The sequence below is a fragment of the Tepidimonas alkaliphilus genome, from assembly GCF_007556595.1.
Classification (GTDB): domain Bacteria; phylum Pseudomonadota; class Gammaproteobacteria; order Burkholderiales; family Burkholderiaceae_C; genus Tepidimonas; species Tepidimonas alkaliphila.
On sequence record NZ_VJNB01000004.1, the window covers coordinates 1 to 17,720 of the forward strand.

The 17,720-nt window shown below is 66.3% G+C and carries 13 protein-coding genes and 1 tRNA gene; all 14 read left to right on the forward strand.

Features of this window, described 5'->3' with window-relative positions; translation table 11 throughout:
- A partial coding sequence (locus Talka_RS04820) for an EF-Tu C-terminal domain-related protein (RefSeq protein WP_484421947.1) occupies window positions 1–158 on the forward strand: 158 nt, incomplete at its 5' end.
- 55 nt (window positions 159–213) lie between these two features.
- Window positions 214–289 (forward strand) — tRNA-Trp (locus tag Talka_RS04825).
- 112 nt (window positions 290–401) lie between these two features.
- Window positions 402–782, forward strand: coding sequence for a preprotein translocase subunit SecE (gene secE, locus Talka_RS04830; RefSeq protein WP_143889994.1), 381 nt, complete (start codon window positions 402–404; stop codon window positions 780–782).
- Window positions 779–1,366 (forward strand): transcription termination/antitermination protein NusG, encoded by a 588-nt coding sequence (gene nusG / locus Talka_RS04835; protein WP_143889995.1) that lies wholly within the window; start codon window positions 779–781, stop codon window positions 1,364–1,366. Before secE ends, nusG begins: the two co-directional genes overlap by 4 nt.
- A gap of 213 nt (window positions 1,367–1,579) precedes the next feature.
- Window positions 1,580–2,011: a 50S ribosomal protein L11 gene (gene rplK / locus Talka_RS04840; RefSeq protein ID WP_143889996.1), complete on the forward strand. Its 432-nt coding sequence runs from the start codon at window positions 1,580–1,582 to the stop codon at window positions 2,009–2,011.
- Window position 2,012: 1 nt separating this feature from the next.
- Window positions 2,013–2,711, forward strand: coding sequence for a 50S ribosomal protein L1 (gene rplA / locus Talka_RS04845; RefSeq protein WP_143889997.1), 699 nt, complete (start codon window positions 2,013–2,015; stop codon window positions 2,709–2,711).
- 293 nt (window positions 2,712–3,004) lie between these two features.
- Window positions 3,005–3,520, forward strand: coding sequence for a 50S ribosomal protein L10 (gene rplJ / locus Talka_RS04850; RefSeq protein ID WP_143889998.1), 516 nt, complete (start codon window positions 3,005–3,007; stop codon window positions 3,518–3,520).
- Window positions 3,521–3,586: 66 nt separating this feature from the next.
- Complete coding sequence (gene rplL, locus Talka_RS04855) at window positions 3,587–3,961, forward strand: 50S ribosomal protein L7/L12 (protein ID WP_143889999.1); 375 nt, start codon at window positions 3,587–3,589, stop codon at window positions 3,959–3,961.
- A gap of 310 nt (window positions 3,962–4,271) precedes the next feature.
- Window positions 4,272–8,387 carry a DNA-directed RNA polymerase subunit beta gene (gene rpoB, locus Talka_RS04860; RefSeq protein WP_143890000.1) on the forward strand — a complete coding sequence of 1,372 codons (4,116 nt, stop codon included), beginning with the start codon at window positions 4,272–4,274 and terminating at the stop codon, window positions 8,385–8,387.
- Window positions 8,388–8,411: 24 nt separating this feature from the next.
- Window positions 8,412–12,611, forward strand: coding sequence for a DNA-directed RNA polymerase subunit beta' (gene rpoC / locus Talka_RS04865; RefSeq protein ID WP_143890001.1), 4,200 nt, complete (start codon window positions 8,412–8,414; stop codon window positions 12,609–12,611).
- An 80-nt stretch (window positions 12,612–12,691) separates the two neighbouring features.
- Window positions 12,692–14,044, forward strand: a complete 1,353-nt coding sequence (rsmB, locus tag Talka_RS04870) for a 16S rRNA (cytosine(967)-C(5))-methyltransferase RsmB (protein ID WP_143890002.1) — start codon at window positions 12,692–12,694, stop codon at window positions 14,042–14,044.
- A 52-nt stretch (window positions 14,045–14,096) separates the two neighbouring features.
- A complete protein-coding gene (locus Talka_RS04875; protein WP_185970060.1) occupies window positions 14,097–14,675 on the forward strand; it encodes a DUF4390 domain-containing protein in 579 nt (192 codons plus the stop codon).
- Window positions 14,672–16,963, forward strand: a complete 2,292-nt coding sequence (locus Talka_RS04880; RefSeq protein WP_246100580.1) for an ATP-binding protein — start codon at window positions 14,672–14,674, stop codon at window positions 16,961–16,963. The genes Talka_RS04875 and Talka_RS04880 overlap by 4 nt, the downstream gene beginning before the upstream one ends.
- A 9-nt stretch (window positions 16,964–16,972) precedes the next feature.
- Window positions 16,973–17,704 carry a response regulator gene (locus tag Talka_RS04885; RefSeq protein WP_143890005.1) on the forward strand — a complete coding sequence of 244 codons (732 nt, stop codon included), beginning with the start codon at window positions 16,973–16,975 and terminating at the stop codon, window positions 17,702–17,704.
- The last annotated feature ends 16 nt before the right edge of the window (window positions 17,705–17,720 follow it).

Sequence of the window (17,720 nt, forward strand, 5' to 3'; positions counted from 1 at the left end):
AGCTGCCCAAGGACAAAGAGATGGTGATGCCGGGCGACAACGTGACGCTGACGGTCAAGCTGATTGCGCCGATTGCGATGGAGGAAGGCTTGCGCTTTGCCATCCGCGAAGGCGGTCGCACCGTGGGCGCCGGCGTCGTCACCAAGATCATCGAGTGAGGCGCGCGCTTTGGCGGCTGCGCCGCTACAATCCGCTTCTGCAATCGTTCAGCGTAGGGGCATAGCTCAATTGGCAGAGCGTCGGTCTCCAAAACCGAAGGTTGGGGGTTCGATTCCCTCTGCCCCTGCCAGCCGGTAAGCGCGCCAGCCGGCCACGCTATCCAAGCCCGACCGGATCCTCAAAGCAGGATCGCTGCGGGCTTGATCTTTCTGGTGCGAAGACTTTAAGCAATCGAGAGGACGATGGCCTCGACGGAGATTGAAACCGTCCGCCCCGCGGCTGACAAAGCCAAATTGGCGGGCGCGGTGGTGCTGGTGGCGCTTGGGTTTGTGGCTTACTACTTGTTGCACGCCCAGGCGGGGTGGATGCGCTGGGCGGCGCTGCTGGCGGCGCTGGCGCTGGGGGTGGCGGTGGGGCTGACGGCTACGCCCGGGCAGCGCCTGGTGGCCTTTGCGCGCGATGCAGTCAAAGAGGTGCGCAAGGTGGTCTGGCCCACCCGCAAAGAGGCGGCCCAGGTGACCGGCTATGTGTTCGCGTTTGTCGTCGTCATGGCGATTTTTTTGTGGTTGACCGACAAGCTGCTCGAGTGGGTGCTTTACGGTCTGATTCTTGGGTGGAGATGACAATGGCGGAAACCACGCAGGCCCCGTCGGCCATGAGCGCCACGCCCGCCGAAGGCATGCGCTGGTATGTGGTGCATGCCTACTCCGGCATGGAAAAGGCGGCGGAGCGCAACATCCGCGAGCGCGTGCAGCGCGCCGGCATGCAGCACAAGTTTGGCCGCATTCTGGTGCCGACCGAAGAGGTCGTGGAAATCAAAAACGGCGTCAAGCGCACCACCGAGCGCAAGTTCTTCCCTGGCTACGTGCTGGTGGAAATGGTGATGGACGACGAAACCTGGCACTTGGTCAAAAACACCAGCAAGGTGACCGGTTTCGTGGGCGGCGCCCGTAACCGCCCGACCCCGATCTCCGAAGAGGAAGTGCAAAAAATCATCGGCCAGATGCAGCAGGGGGCCGATCGCCCGCGCCACAAGGTCGAGTTCGAAGTCGGCGAGTTGGTACGCGTCAAGGAAGGGCCGTTTGCCGACTTCAATGGCACGGTGGAAGAGGTCAACTACGACAAGAGCAAGCTGCGCGTGTCGGTGACGATTTTCGGGCGCGCCACCCCGGTGGAGCTCGAGTTCAACCAAGTCGAAAAAACCTGATCCCTTCCACAGCTTGCGGGTCGTTGCCGCTCCAGTTAGAATAGAAAGCTTTCCGCGTTATAGCGCGCGGCAACAAAGACTTGCGGCTGCAACGGCCGGGCAGCGGCAAGAGGTTTGCCTTAGGGCAGGCCATCGTTGATGAATACCGGCCACAGCGCGAGGAGGCGCGCCGTGTAAGCGGCTGCCGATGGAACTCGCAGGAGTTGTCTCACCATGGCCAAGAAAATCGTCGGCTTTATCAAGCTGCAGGTGCCAGCCGGTAAGGCCAACCCTTCTCCTCCGATTGGTCCGGCGCTGGGTCAGCGCGGGCTCAACATCATGGAGTTCTGCAAGGCGTTCAACGCCCAGACCCAGGGTATGGAGCCGGGCCTGCCGCTGCCGGTGGTCATCACCGCCTATGCGGATAAGAGCTTTACTTTCGTCATCAAGACGCCGCCGGCCACCACGCTGATCAAGAAGGCGCTCAAGCTGGATAAAGGTTCGTCCAAGCCGCACGCGCAAAAGGTCGGCAAGATCACGCGCGCCCAGCTCGAAGAAATCGCCAAAACCAAGATGAAGGACATGACCGCGGCTGACCTCGATGCGGCGGTGCGCACGATCGCCGGTTCGGCGCGTTCGATGGGCGTGATCGTGGAGGGGCTGTGAGATGGCCAAGCTGACCAAGAAGCAAAAAGCGCTGCAAGGCAAGGTCGATCCCGCCAAGCTGTATCCGCTGCCGGAGGCGCTGGCGATCGTCAAAGAATGCGCCACGGCCAAATTTGACGAATCCATTGACGTGGCGGTGCAGCTGGGCGTGGATCCGCGCAAATCGGACCAAGTGGTGCGCGGCGCCGTGGTGCTGCCGCACGGCACCGGCAAAACCAAGCGCGTGGCGGTGTTTGCGCAGGGCGCCAAGGCGGAAGAAGCCAAAGCCGCCGGCGCCGACATCGTGGGCTTTGAGGATCTGGCGGCGCAGGTCAAGGCCGGCAACATCGACTTCGACGTTGTGATTGCCGCGCCGGATGCGATGCGCGTGGTCGGCCAGCTGGGTCAAATTCTGGGTCCGCGCGGCTTGATGCCGAACCCCAAGGTCGGCACGGTGACGCCGGATGTGGCCGCCGCGGTGCGCAACGCCAAGGCTGGCCAGGTGCAGTTCCGTGTGGATAAGGCCGGCATCGTGCACACGACGATCGGTCGCCGTTCGTTCGAAGTGGACAAGCTGCAAGGCAATCTGGTGGCGCTGATTGAGGCGCTCAACAAAGCCAAGCCCCAATCGTCCAAGGGCCAATACTTGCGCAAGGTTGCAGTGTCTTCGACGATGGGCGTCGGGGTGCGCGTCGATCCGCAAACGATTGTGGCGGGTTGACGGCCATGGATTCGCCTGCGCTGCGCGTGGCTGATCTTGCAGTTGCGTGCAACGCAGGCGATGGTGGGTCTGCGCAGCTGCGTGGCGGCGCGCAGAGCCATCCAAGACCGCAGGTGCGGGCGGCAACCCAAGCTCGCTTAAATGCCGTCGCAAGACGGCGGCCCGCGTAGATGGCGATCCCGCCAGAAGGAGTCCAGCGCCGGCGCAAGCCGGTGCACGGTTTCCGGAAAGACGGTCGATCGCTGCCTTGAGGTGCATGCCTGCCGCAAGGGGGTGTGTGAAAGGAGCCAACCTTGAGTCTGAACCGCAGTGAGAAACAGGCCGTCATCGACGAGGTGGCGGCGCTCGCCGCCAAGGCGCAGACGCTGGTGCTGGCCGAGTACCGTGGCATCACGGTGGCCGACCTGACCAAGCTGCGCGTGGAGGCCCGCAAAGCCGGCGTGTCGGTCAGTGTGTTGAAAAACACGCTGGCGCGCCGAGCGGTGGCCGGCACGCCGTTTGAGGTCGCCGCCGAGCAGATGAGCGGGCCTCTGCTGTATGCCTTTTCGGAAGATGCCGTGGCCGCCGCCAAGGTGGTGGTCGAATTCGCCAAGACCAACGAAAAGATGGTCTTGCGCGGCGGCGTCTATGCCGGCAAGGCGCTGGACGTCAACGGCGTCAAGGCGCTGGCGAGCATTCCGTCGAAAGAGGTGCTGCTGTCGCAGTTGCTGGGCTTGCTGCAATCGCCGGTGGCGCGCCTGGCGCGCGTGCTGGCGGCGCTGGCCGAGCAAAAAGGCGGCCAGCCCGCCGCCGAGGCCCAGCCGGCCTGATCGGCGCAGCCCCCGTTCAACCGCGTTCAACCCTTTACGTTTTCCCGTTTTTCTGGAACTGACATCATGGCATTCAACAAAGACGACTTCCTGGCCGCTCTGGACACCATGACGGTGATGGAGCTCAACGATCTGGTCAAGGCGATCGAGGAGAAGTTCGGTGTCTCCGCCGCCGCCATGGCCGCTCCGGTTGCCGCCGCCGGCGCGGCGGCCCCGGCTGCCGAGGAGAAGACCGAGTTCGATGTGATCCTGAAGGACGCCGGCTCCAACAAGGTCGCCGTCATCAAGGCCGTGCGCGAAATCACCGGTCTGGGTCTGAAAGAGGCCAAGGATCTGGTCGATGGCGCGCCGAAGACCGTCAAGGAGGGCATGCCGAAAGCCGACGCCGAAGCGGCCAAGAAGAAACTGGAAGAAGCCGGCGCCAAGGCCGAGCTCAAGTAAGCCTGGGCGTCTGCTCGTCGCGCCGTTCCCAAGGCGGCGCGATGAAGCGCTCGCCAAGCAAGGCCGGTATCGTTGCCGGCCTGTTGCGCTTGGCGCGATTCCAGAGCGCAGCTGCAAGGGTCGGACGCCGACCCTTGCACGTGCCTTCTGGATCGACTGCAGAAGGCGCCTTGGTTCGGGTCCGTGTGCCAGGCGCGGGCCGTCAGCCGACAGACCGGTGGGGGCCGGTCGCCAAGCCATGCCGCGGCGGCGCGCGCAAGCGCAGCCGACCGCCAGTCGCCGCAGCTATCCCACGCGAGACGGAGTTCTCATGGCCCAGTATTCCTACACCGAGCGCAAGCGCATCCGCAAAAGCTTTGGCAGCCGCGACAGCGTGTTGCCGATCCCCTACCTGCTGCAGATGCAAAAAGACGCCTACACGGCGTTTTTGCAGGCGGATGTGCCGCCGCGGCAGCGCAAGCCGGTTGGGCTGCAGGCGGCGTTTGAATCGACCTTCCCGATCGTGTCGCACAACGGCTTTGTCGAGATGAAGTTTGTCGAATACACGCTCGGCAAGCCGGTGTTCGATGTGCGCGAGTGCCAGATTCGCGGCTTGACCTACGCCGCGCCGGTGCGCGCGCGCGTGCAGCTGATCATCTACGACCGCGAAGCCTCCACGCCGCAGTCCAAAGTGGTCAAGGAAGTCAAAGAGCAAGAGGTCTATATGGGCGAAGTGCCCCTGATGACCGATAAGGGCTCTTTCATCATCAACGGCACCGAGCGCGTCATCGTCAGTCAGCTGCACCGCTCGCCGGGTGTGTTCTTCGAGCACGACAAGGGCAAGACGCACTCCAGCGGCAAGCTGCTGTTTTCGGCGCGCATCATCCCGTACCGCGGCTCGTGGCTGGACTTCGAGTTCGACCCGAAGGATCTGCTCTACTTCCGCGTTGACCGGCGCCGTAAGATGCCGGTGACGATCCTGCTGAAGGCCATTGGCCTGACGCCCGAGGCGATCCTGGCCCACTTCTACGTCAACGACCACTTCCGTCTCTTGGACAGCGGCGCGCTGATGGCCTTCGTGCCGGAGCGCTTGAAGGGCGAGGTGGCGCGCTTTGACATCACCGACAAGAATGGCAAGGTGGTGGTGGCCAAGGACAAGCGCATCACCGCGCGCCACGTGCGCGAGCTGGAGCAGTCCGGCACCACCCACATCAGCGTGCCCGAGGACTACCTGATCGGCCGCGTGGTGGCCAAAAACATCGTCGATCCGGACAGCGGCGAAATCATCGCGCGCGCCAACGACGAGCTGACCGAGACGCTGCTGAAAAAGCTGCGCGCCGCTGGCATCCAGGAGCTGCCGTGCATCTACACCAACGAGCTTGACCAAGGTCCCTACATCAGCCAGACGCTGCGCATCGACGAGACGGCCGATGAGTTTGCCGCCCGCGTGGCGATCTACCGCATGATGCGCCCCGGCGAGCCGCCGACCGAGGACGCCGTGCAGGCGCTGTTCCACCGCCTGTTCTTCAACCCGGAGACCTACGACCTGTCGCGCGTGGGGCGCATGAAGTTCAACGCCCGCGTCGGCCGCGACACGCCCGAAGGCCCGATGGTGCTGACCCACGAGGACATCCTGGCGGTGGTCAAGATCCTGGTGGATCTGCGCAACGGCAAAGGCGAGGTGGACGACATCGACCATCTGGGCAACCGGCGCGTGCGCTGCGTCGGCGAGCTGGCCGAGAACCAGTTCCGCACCGGCCTGGCGCGCATCGAAAAGGCGGTCAAGGAGCGGCTCGGCCAGGCCGAGCAAGAGCCGCTGATGCCGCACGACCTGATCAACTCCAAGCCGATCTCCGCGGCGCTCAAGGAGTTCTTCGGCGCCAGCCAGCTCAGCCAGTTCATGGACCAGACCAACCCGCTGGCCGAGATCACGCACAAGCGCCGCGTCTCGGCGCTGGGGCCCGGCGGCTTGACGCGCGAGCGCGCCGGCTTCGAGGTGCGCGACGTGCACCCGACGCACTACGGGCGCGTCTGCCCGATCGAGACGCCGGAAGGCCCCAACATCGGCCTCATCAACTCGCTGGCGCTGTATGCGCGCCTCAATGAATACGGTTTTATCGAGACGCCGTATCGCAAGGTGGTCGATGGCCGGGTGACCGATGAGATCGTTTACCTGTCGGCCATTGAAGAGGGCAAATACATCATCGCGCAAGCCAACGCCGAGCTGGACGAGCAAGGCCGGCTGGTCGGCGAGCTGGTGTCGGCGCGCGAAAAGGGCGAGTCGGTGCTGACGACGCCGGACCGCGTGCAGCTGATGGACGTGTCGCCGGCGCAGATCGTGTCGGTGGCGGCGTCGCTGGTGCCGTTCCTGGAGCACAACGACGCCAACCGCGCGCTGATGGGCGCCAACATGTCGCGCCAGGCGGTGCCGGTGCTGCGGCCCGAAAAGCCGCTGGTCGGCACCGGCATCGAGCGCGTGGCGGCCATCGACTCCGGCACCGTGGTGGTGGCCAAGCGCGGCGGCGTGGTGGATTACGTCGATGCCAACCGCATCGTGATTCGCGTCAACGACGACGAGGCGGTGGCCGGCGAAGTGGGCGTGGACATCTACAACCTGATCAAATACCAGCGCTCCAACCAGAACACCAACATCCACCAGCGCCCGATCGTCAAGAAGGGCGAGCGTATCCACAAGGGCGCGGTGATCGCCGACGGCGCCTCCACCGACCTCGGCGAGATCGCGATCGGCCAGAACATGCTGATCGCCTTCATGCCGTGGAACGGCTACAACTTCGAGGACTCGATCCTGATCTCCGAAAAGGTGGTGGCCGAGGAGCGCTACACCAGCATCCACATCGAGGAGCTGGTGGTGATGGCGCGCGACACCAAGCTCGGGCCGGAGGAGATCACGCGCGACATCCCGAACCTGTCGGAGCAGCAGCTCAACCGGCTGGATGAGTCCGGCATCATCTACGTCGGCGCCGAGGTGCAGCCCGGCGACGTGCTGGTCGGCAAGGTCACGCCCAAGGGCGAGACGACGCTGACGCCGGAGGAAAAGCTGCTGCGCGCGATTTTCGGCGAGAAGGCTTCCGACGTGAAGGACACCTCGCTGCGCGTGGAGCAGGGCAGCCAGGGCACGGTGATCGACGTGCAGGTCTTCACCCGCGAGGGCATCCAGCGCGACAAGCGGGCGCAGCAGATCATCGACGACGAGCTCAAGCGCTTCCGCCTGGACTTGAACGACCAGCTGCGCATCGTCGAGGCCGACGCCTTTGACCGGCTGGAGAAGCTGCTGATCGGCAAGACCGCCAACGGCGGGCCGAAGAAGCTGGCCAAGGGCACGGTGCTGACCAAAGAATACCTGGCCGAAGTGGACAAGCACCACTGGTTCGACATCCGCGTGGCCGACGACGACGTGGCCGCGCAGATGGAGTCGATCAAGAACGCGCTGGAGGCCACGCGCCACAAGTTCGACCAGGCGTTCGAGGAAAAGCGCAAGAAGCTGACGCAGGGCGACGAGCTGCCGCCGGGCGTGCTGAAGATGGTCAAGGTGTACCTGGCCGTCAAGCGCCGCCTGCAGCCCGGCGACAAGATGGCCGGCCGCCACGGCAATAAGGGCGTGGTCTCCAAGATCGTGCCGGTGGAGGACATGCCCTACATGGCCGACGGCACGCCGATCGACATCGTGCTCAACCCGCTGGGGGTGCCCTCGCGCATGAACATCGGGCAGGTGCTGGAGGTGCACCTGGGCTGGGCCGCCAAAGGGCTGGGCGAGCGCATCGCCGAGATGCTGCAGCGCCAGGCCGACGTGGCCGAGGTGCGCAAGTTTCTCGACACGATCTACAACTCCACCGGTCGCAAGGAAAACCTCGACGACCTGTCGGACGACGAGATCATCGCGATGGCGCAGGAGCTCACCAAGGGCGTGCCGTTTGCCTCGCCGGTGTTCGATGGCGCCAGCGAAGAGCAGATCCGCGCGATGCTGCGGCTGGCCTACCCGGACGAGATCGCCAAGGCCAAGGGCCTGACCGAAAGCCGCATGCAGGCGCAGCTCTACGACGGTCGCACCGGCGATCCACTGGAGCGCAAGACCACCATCGGCTACATGCATTACTTGAAGCTGCACCACCTGGTGGACGACAAGATGCACGCGCGCTCCACCGGCCCCTACTCGCTGGTTACGCAGCAGCCGCTGGGCGGCAAGGCGCAGTTCGGCGGCCAGCGCTTCGGCGAGATGGAGGTCTGGGCGCTGGAAGCCTACGGCGCCTCCTACGTGCTGCAAGAGATGCTCACGGTCAAGTCCGACGACGTGCAAGGCCGCACCAAGGTGTATGAAAACATCGTCAAGGGCGAGCACTCGATCGATGCGGGCATGCCCGAATCGTTCAACGTGCTGGTCAAGGAAATCCGCTCGCTCGGCATCGACATCGAGCTGGAGCGCAACTGATCCCGTCCACGAGGAACGCAAGCCATGAGATCCCTGCTCGACCTGTTCAAGCAGTTCACGCCCGACGAGCACTTCGACGCCATCAAGATCGGTCTGGCTTCGCCGGAGAAGATCCGCTCGTGGTCGTTCGGCGAAGTCAAGAAGCCCGAGACGATCAACTACCGCACCTTCAAGCCGGAGCGCGACGGCCTGTTCTGCGCCAAGATCTTCGGCCCGATCAAGGACTACGAGTGCCTGTGCGGCAAATACAAGCGGCTCAAGCACCGCGGCGTGATCTGCGAAAAATGCGGCGTGGAGGTGACCCAAGCCAAGGTGCGCCGCGAGCGCATGGGCCATATCGAGCTGGCCGCGCCGTGCGCGCACATATGGTTCCTGAAGTCGCTGCCGAGCCGCCTGGGCCTGGTGCTGGACATGACGCTGCGCGACATCGAGCGCGTGCTCTACTTTGAGGCGTATGTGGTCATCGACCCGGGCATGACGCCGCTGAAGAAGGGCGCCATCATGTCCGAGGACGACTACGACGCCAAGCGGCGCGAATATGGCGATGAGTTCGTCGCCAAGATGGGCGCCGAAGGCATCAAGGAGCTGCTGCAAAACATCGATCTCGACTTGGAGATCGAAAAGCTGCGCAACGACCTGACCGGCTCGGAAATGAAGGTCAAGAAGAACGCCAAGCGGCTGAAGGTGCTGGAGGCGTTCAAGAAGTCCGGCATCAAGCCGGAGTGGATGATCCTGGAGGTGCTGCCGGTTCTGCCGCCGGACCTGCGCCCGCTGGTGCCGCTGGACGGCGGGCGCTTTGCCACCTCGGACCTCAACGACCTGTATCGCCGCGTCATCAACCGTAACAACCGCTTGAAGCGCCTGCTGGAGCTGAAAGCCCCCGAGATCATCACGCGCAACGAAAAGCGCATGCTGCAGGAGGCCGTGGACAGCCTGCTCGACAACGGCCGCCGCGGCAAGGCGATGACCGGCGCCAACAAGCGGGCGCTGAAGTCGCTGGCGGACATGATCAAGGGCAAGAGCGGCCGCTTCCGCCAGAACCTGCTGGGCAAGCGCGTGGACTACTCGGGCCGCTCGGTGATCGTGGTCGGCCCGACGCTGAAATTGCACCAGTGCGGCCTGCCCAAGCTGATGGCCCTTGAATTGTTCAAGCCGTTCATCTTCGCGCGGCTGGAGCAGATGGGGATTGCCACGACGATCAAGGCGGCCAAGAAGGAGGTCGAGGCCGGCACGCCGGTGGTGTGGGACATCCTGGAGGATGTCATCAAAGAGCACCCGGTGCTGCTCAACCGCGCGCCGACGCTGCACCGTCTGGGCATCCAGGCGTTCGAGCCGGTGCTGATCGAGGGCAAGGCGATCCAGCTGCACCCGCTGGTGTGCGCGGCGTTCAACGCCGACTTCGACGGCGACCAGATGGCCGTGCACGTGCCGCTGTCGATCGAGGCGCAGATGGAAGCGCGCGTGCTGATGCTGTCGTCGAACAACGTGCTCTTCCCTGCCAACGGCGAGCCCTCCATCGTGCCGTCGCAGGACGTGGTGCTGGGCCTGTACTACGCCACGCGCGAGCGCATCAACGGCAAGGGCGAAGGCATGGTGTTCGCCGACGTGGACGAGGTCGAGCGGGCGCTGGCCGCTGGCGCGGTGGAGCTGACCAGCCGCATCAGCGTGCGCCTGACCGAGTGGCTGAAGAACAAAGAGACCGGCGAGCTGGAACCGGTGACCAAGCTGCGCGACACCACCGTCGGGCGCGCGCTGCTGTCGCGCATCCTGCCCAAGGGCCTGCCGTTTGAGCTGATCGACAAGCCGCTGAAGAAAAAGGAAATTTCTAAGCTCATCAACGCCTCGTTCCGCAAGTGCGGCCTGAAGGAGACGGTGGTCTTTGCCGACCAGCTGATGCAAAACGGTTTCCGCCTGGCCACGCAGGCGGGCATTTCGATCTGCATCGACGACATGCTGGTGCCGGCCGAGAAGCAATCCATCATCGAACGCGCCGAAGCCGAGGTCAAGGAAATTGCGCAGCAATACGCTTCGGGTCTGGTGACGGCCGGCGAGCGCTACAACAAGGTGGTGGACATCTGGGGCAAGGCCGGTGACGAGATTTCCAAGGTGATGATGGAGCACCTGAAGAAGGAGAAGGTCATCGACCGCGATGGCAACGAGGTCGAGCAGGAGTCGTTCAACTCGATTTACATGATGGCCGACTCCGGCGCGCGCGGCTCCGCCGCCCAGATCCGTCAGCTGGCCGGCATGCGCGGCCTGATGGCCAAGCCCGACGGCTCGATCATCGAGACGCCGATCACCGCCAACTTCCGCGAGGGCTTGAACGTCCTGCAATACTTCATTTCGACGCACGGCGCGCGCAAGGGTCTGGCGGATACGGCGCTGAAGACCGCCAACTCCGGCTACCTGACGCGCCGCCTGGTCGATGTGACGCAGGATTTGGTGGTGACCGAAGAAGATTGCGGCACCAGCAACGGCACGCTGATGCGCGCCATCGTCGAAGGCGGCGAGGTTATCGAAAGCCTGCGCGAGCGCATCCTGGGTCGCACCGCGGCAGAGGACATCGTCGATCCCGAGACGCAGCAGGTTCTGGTGCGCGCCGGCGAGTTGCTCGACGAAGACGCGGTCGAGCGCATCGAGCAAGCCGGCATCGACGAGGTGCGCGTGCGCACCGTGCTGACCTGCGAGACGCGCTACGGCGTGTGCGCCAAGTGCTACGGGCGCGACCTGGGCCGCGGCGGGCTGGTCAACGTCGGCGAGGCGATCGGCGTGATCGCCGCGCAGTCGATCGGCGAGCCGGGCACCCAGCTGACGATGCGCACCTTCCACATCGGCGGCGCGGCCTCGCGCGCGGCGGTGGCCTCCAGCGTCGAGGCCAAGTCCAACGGCGTGGTCGGCTTCAACAGCACGATGCGCTACGTCACCAACGCCAAGGGCGAGCAGGTGGTGATTGCGCGCTCTGGCGAGATCATCATCCACGACGACAACGGTCGTGAGCGCGAGCGCCATAAGGTGCCTTACGGGGCGGTGTTGGCGGTGAAGGCCGACCAACGCGTCACCGCCGGAACCATTCTGGCCAACTGGGATCCGCTGACGCGCCCGATCATCACTGAGTTCGCCGGCGTGGTGAAGTTCGAGAACGTCGAAGAAGGCTTGACGGTGGCCAAGCAGGTCGATGAGGTGACCGGTCTTTCGACGCTGGTGGTCATCGACCCGAAGCGCCGCGGGGCCACCAAGGTGGTGCGTCCGCAGGTCAAGCTGATCGACGCCGAGGGCAAGGAGGTCAAGATCCCGGGCACCGACCACCCGGTTACCGTTACCTTCCCCGTGGGCGCGCTGATCCAGGTGCGCGACGGCCAGAGCATCCACCCTGGCGAGGTGCTGGCGCGCATCCCGGTGGAAGGCCAGAAGACGCGCGACATCACCGGCGGTCTGCCGCGCGTGGCCGAGCTGTTCGAAGCGCGCTCGCCGAAGGACAAGGGCATCCTTGCGGAGATCACCGGCACGGTGTCGTTCGGCAAGGAAACCAAGGGCAAGGTGCGGCTGCAGATCACCGACCCGGATGGCAAGGTCTGGGAGGAGCTGGTGCCGAAGGAAAAAAGCATCCTCGTGCACGAGGGCCAGGTGGTCAACAAAGGCGAGCTCATCGTCGATGGGCCCGCCGACCCGCAGGACATCCTGCGGCTGCTCGGCATCGAGGAGCTGGCGCGCTACATCGTCGATGAGGTGCAGGACGTCTACCGCCTGCAGGGCGTAAAGATCAACGACAAGCACATCGAGGTGATCGTGCGCCAGATGCTGCGTCGCGTCGAGGTCGAAAACCCCGGCGACAGCCACTACATCGCCGGCGAGCAGGTCGAGCGCTCCGAGATCCTCAACGTCAACGATCGCCTGCGCGCCGAAGGCAAGCAGCCGGCCACTTTCAAGAACCTGCTGCTGGGCATCACCAAGGCGTCGCTGTCCACCGACTCGTTCATCTCCGCGGCGTCGTTCCAGGAAACGACGCGCGTGCTGACCGAGGCGGCCATCATGGGCAAGCGCGACGAGCTGCGCGGCCTGAAGGAAAACGTCATCGTCGGCCGCCTGATCCCGGCCGGCACCGGCATGGCGTTCCACGAGGCGCGCCGCGCCAAGGAGCGCATGGATGAGGAGGAGCGCCGCGCCATCGCCGAGGCCGATGCGCTGTCGATGGCGCAGGCGGACGCCGATGACGCCTCGGCTTGAGGCTGAGCTAGCCGTTTGGCGCGCGCTCCATCGCGCCGCGTCAGGGCGGCGCGGCGATCGCCGCGACCCGGTCCGAGGCCATGGCGGGGGCTGCGCCACCCCTGCGTGAGCTGCTGGCGGCAGCGGCGCACTGCGTGGCTCAGGTGCACGCCGGGCGCTCGCTGTCAGTGGTGCTGCCCGGCGTCGCCGCAAATTTGCGCCCGGGGGTGCAGGCGCTCGTCTTCGAGACCCTGCGCCGTGCGGGCACGGCCCGCGCCCTAGTGCGCCTTCTGGCGTCGCGCCTGCCGCCCCCGCCCGTGGCAGCGTTGCTGGAAGTGGCGCTGACGCTGCTGTTGGAGGGCAAGGCTTACGCTGCGCCAACGGTGGTCGATCAGGCCGTGCAAGCGCTGGGTAGGTTGCGAGCGTCGGCGTTGCGCGGTTTTGTCAATGCCTGCTTGCGCCGTTACCTGCGCGAATCAGAGGTGCTGCGGGCGGCGGCGCGCGCCACGCCGGAAGGGCGTTGGAATCATCCGGCCTGGTGGGTGCAGCGCTTGCAAGCCGATCATCCCCGTCACTGGGCGGAGGTGTTGCAGGCGGACGACATGCCCGCGCCGCTGGTGCTGCGCGTCAACCGCCGCCGCACCACGCGTGCGCAGGTGCAGGCCCGGCTTGCGCAGCAGGGCTGCAACGCTGAGCCGATCGGCGCCGACGGCCTGGTGCTGGCGCAGCCCATGCCCGTGGATCGGCTGCCGGGTTGGAATGAAGGATGGGTCTCGGTTCAGGATGGCGCCGCGCAGCTGGCCGCGCCGCTGCTGCTCGGCGCGGGGCTGCGGCCCGGCGCGCGCGTGCTCGACGCTTGTGCCGCGCCAGGGGGCAAAAGCGCGCACCTGTTGGAACAAGCCGACGTGGAGCTGTGGGCGCTGGACGCGGATGCGCAGCGCCTGCAGCGGCTGCATGAAACGCTTGAGCGGCTGCGCTTGCCGGCTCCGGGCTCGACGGTGCAGGTGCGCTGCGCGGATGCCGCCGATCCCGCCGATTGGTGGGATGGCCGCCCCTTTGACGCCATTGTGCTGGATGCCCCCTGCACCGCCTCGGGCATCGTGCGCCGCCACCCCGACGTGCGCTGGTTGCGCCGGCCTGACGATGTCGAGCGGCTGGCTGCGCACCAGCGGCGGCTGCTGCAAGCCCTGTGGCCGCTGCTGGCGCCGGGCGGGCGGCTGCTGATGGTCACCTGCTCAGTGTTCCGCGCGGAAGGCGAAGAGACCGTGGCGGCGTGGGCGCGCCATCAGGCCGACGCGCGCGTGCTGCCGGCCCCAGGGCATCTGCTGCCCTGGGGGCGGCTGGCCGATCCGAACCCAGCCGCTGAAACCATGCTGGCAGCGCACGCCATCAGCGAGAATGCGCGTCGTGGCATGGACGGATTTTTCTACGCGCTGCTGGCCAAGGCAGGCTGAACCGCGTTGCCGCGCACGCCGTCGCTGGCTGGCGGCGGCGTTGGGCAGCGCCGTGGCCCTGTTGGGAGCTTGGCCGCAGTGCAGCCTAGCTTCGCGTGCGGAGCCGCGCTGGGAAGTCGAGCTGCTGGACGACGCGTTGCTGATCGATGCGCGCGTGCCGCTGGAGCTGCCGCCTGCGCTGCTGGAGGCGCTGCGGCGCGGGGTGGCGTTGACGTTCATCTGGAGCGCGGAAGTGCGGCGTCCCCGGTGGTATTGGACCGATCAAGTGCTGCTGAGCGCGCGGCGCACGGTACGCCTGACGTATCAGCCGCTGACCCAGCGCTGGCGTTTGAGCGTGACCGACGGCGCCGCAGCCGATGAGCATCCTGCCGCGCTGCAACGCGTGCTGGACACCCTCGACGAAGCGCTGGCCCTGGTGCGCAGCAGCCAGCGCTGGCGCGTGCCGGTGGCGCAAGCCTTGCGCGGCAGCGATCAGCTGTTGTTGTCGTTTGCGCTGGACACAGGGCGCCTGCCGCGCCCGCTGCAATGGTTGCCGGGAGCCGAAGGCGCCCCGCCGCTTGTTTGGCGCACGGTGATGCCGCTGTCGGCTGCGCGCGCCGGCGACGGCGCCCTCGAAGGGGAGCGTCCGTGAACGAAGCCGCCCAGCGGGACGCCCGCCGCGCGCGCCGGTTGCGCTGGTTTGTGGCGCTCGGTGCGGTGTTCATGCTCGGCGTCGGGCTGGTGCTGTTCTACCTGCTGGCGCTGGCCACCGACCACCGCGCCTACGCACCGCAAACCTGGAGCCGTTTGCTGCTGCTCAACCTGGCCGTGGCGGGGGTGCTGCTGGCGGTGCTGCTGTGGCTGGGTATGCGCCTGTGGGTGCGGCTGCGCCGCGGCCGCTTCGGCAGCCGCTTGCTGCTCAAGCTGGCAGCGATCTTCGCCCTGGTGGGCGTCGCCCCGGGCGGGCTCATCTACTTGGTTTCGTATCAGTTTGTCAGCCGCGCCATCGAAGCTTGGTTCGATCAGCGCGTGGAGACGGCCCTGCAAGCCGGGCTGGCGCTGGGGCGCAGCGCCCTGGACACCATCAGCGCCGAGTGGGCTGTGAAGGCGCGCGGTCTGGCCAGCGCTCTGGCTGGGGTGGGCGATGGGGCGGCGGCGGTGATGCTGGAAACTTGGCGCGAGCAGCTGGGCGCCACGGATTTGGTGCTATGGAGCGCCCACGGGCGCGCGTTGGCCAGCGCGGGGGAGTCGCGTTTTAGCCTGGCGCCGCAGCGCCCGGCCGCCAGCCAGTGGCGTCGCGCGCGCAGCGAGCGCGTGGCCGTTTGGGTCGAAGGTTTGGATGAGCTGGAAGGCTTAGGCGATCCGGCATCCATCGCGGCCTTGCCCTCCACGGCGCTGCCGCGGGTGCGGGTCTTGGCGCTGGTGCCAGCTGACCCCATGGCCGGGTTGGGCGCGGAGCCGCGCCTGTTGCAAGTGACCGCCGCCATGCCGGCGGCCCTGGTGGCCAACGCGCTGGCGGTGCAAATCGCCAACCGCGAATACCAAGAGCGGCGCTTGGCGCGCGAGGGTTTGCGCAGCATGTATATTGGCACGCTGACGCTGGCGCTCTTTCTTTCGGTGTTCGGCGCCGTGCTGCTGGCGGTGCTGTTGGGCAACCAACTGGCGCGCCCGCTGATCGTGCTGGCCGAAGGGATGCGCGACGTGGCGCGCGGCGACTTAAGCCCCAAGGTGGCGCTGTCGGCGCGCGACGAGCTGGCGGGCCTGACGCGCACGTTTGCCGACATGACGCGCGAGCTGGCCGAGGCGCGCCAAGCCGTGCAAGCGTCCATGCAGCAGGTCGATGCGGCGCGCGCCGGTCTGCAGACGCTGCTGGACAACCTCACGGCTGGCGTCATCGTGCTGGCGACTGACGGGCGGCTGCGTCGCGTCAACCCCGGGGCCGAGCGCATTCTGGGCGTGCCGCTGTCGGCGCACCTGGGGCAGGCGCTGGCGCACGTGCCGGGGTTGGAGGCGCTGGGAAGCTGGGTGATGGAGCAGTTCGCCCGCTACGCGGGCGAGCGCGACAGCGCCGACGACGGCGGGCACTGGCAACAGCAAATCGATCACCACCCGCCGGGGGCGGCGTCCGCGCTGCCGCGCACGCTGGTGGCGCGCGGGGCGGCGCTGCCCGGCGGCGAATGGCTGCTGGTGCTCGACGATGTCAGCGAACTGGTGTCGGCGCAGCGCGCGCAGGCGTGGGGCGAAGTGGCGCGGCGGCTGGCGCACGAGATCAAGAACCCGCTAACCCCCATCCAGCTGTCGGCTGAGCGGCTGGCGCACAAGCTCAGCGCGCGCTTGCAAGGGGCGGATGCGGCGATGCTGGACAAGGCGGTGCGCACCATCGTGGATCAGGTCGAGGCGATGAAGCGGCTGGTCAACGAATTCCGCGACTACGCGCGCCTGCCGGCGGCGCAACTGGCGCCGCTGGATCTCAACGCGCTGCTGCGCGAAATCGTGGCGTTGCACGAATCGGGCCCGCTGCCGGTGCGGCTGGAGCTGCACGAGCCCTGTCCGCCTGTGCTGGCGGATGCGCAGCAGGTGCGCCAAGTGGTGCACAACCTGGTGCTCAACGCGCAGGACGCGATGGCTGCCGCCGGCGTGGAAGGGGCCGTAACCCTGCGCACCCAGCCCTCGCGCAGCGGCCAGTGGGTGCGCGTGCACGTCGTGGATCAAGGGCCGGGCTTTGCCGATGCCATCTTGCGCCGGGCGTTTGAGCCTTACGTCACCACCAAGCCGAAAGGCACGGGGCTGGGGCTGGCGGTGGTGAAAAAAATCATGGACGAGCACGGCGGGCGCGTCGAGCTCACCAACCTGCGCGAAGGCGATCGTATCGTCGGCGCGCAAGTGTCGCTATCATTCAGGGTTGCAAATACGCAACAGGGGGCCCTGGCCAACGGGTGACAGGAGACGATGGCAAACATTCTGGTGGTGGACGACGAGCTTGGCATCCGCGAGCTGTTGTTCGAAATCCTTGACGACGAGGGGCACAGCGTCGAACTGGCCGAAAACGCCGCCCAAGCGCGCCAAGCGCGTCAGCGCAGCCAGCCCGATCTGGTGCTGCTGGACATTTGGATGCCCGACACCGATGGCGTCACGCTGCTGAAAGAGTGGGCTGCTACCGGGCAGCTGACCATGCCGGTGATCATGATGAGCGGTCACGCCACCATCGAAACCGCCGTAGAGGCCACCCGCATCGGCGCCGTCGGCTTTCTTGAGAAACCCATCACGCTGCAAAAGCTGCTGCAAGCCGTGGACAAGGCGCTGAGCCGCGCGCCGCTGCACATGGTGGCCGCAGCGCCTGCGGCTGATTCTGCGGCTGCGCCCGAGGCCGCGGCCCAAACGCCAGCCCAAGGGGCCGCCGCGCCGTCAGCCGCCTCAGCCGAGCCTAAAGAAGAAGCGGCGGCGCTGTGCGGCACTGTTGCGCTGCCGTGGCCGGGTCGCGGCACGTTGATGCTGGACTTGGATGCGCCGCTGCGCGAGGCGCGAGACGCCTTTGAAAAGGCTTACTTCGAGTTTCACTTGGCCAAAGAGCAGGGCTCGATGACGCGGGTGGCCGAAAAAAGCGGCCTGGAGCGCACGCATCTTTATCGCAAACTCAAGCAGCTGGGGGTGGATCTGTCGCGCGCCAAGCGGCTGGCGTGAGTGTGCGATGCGAACG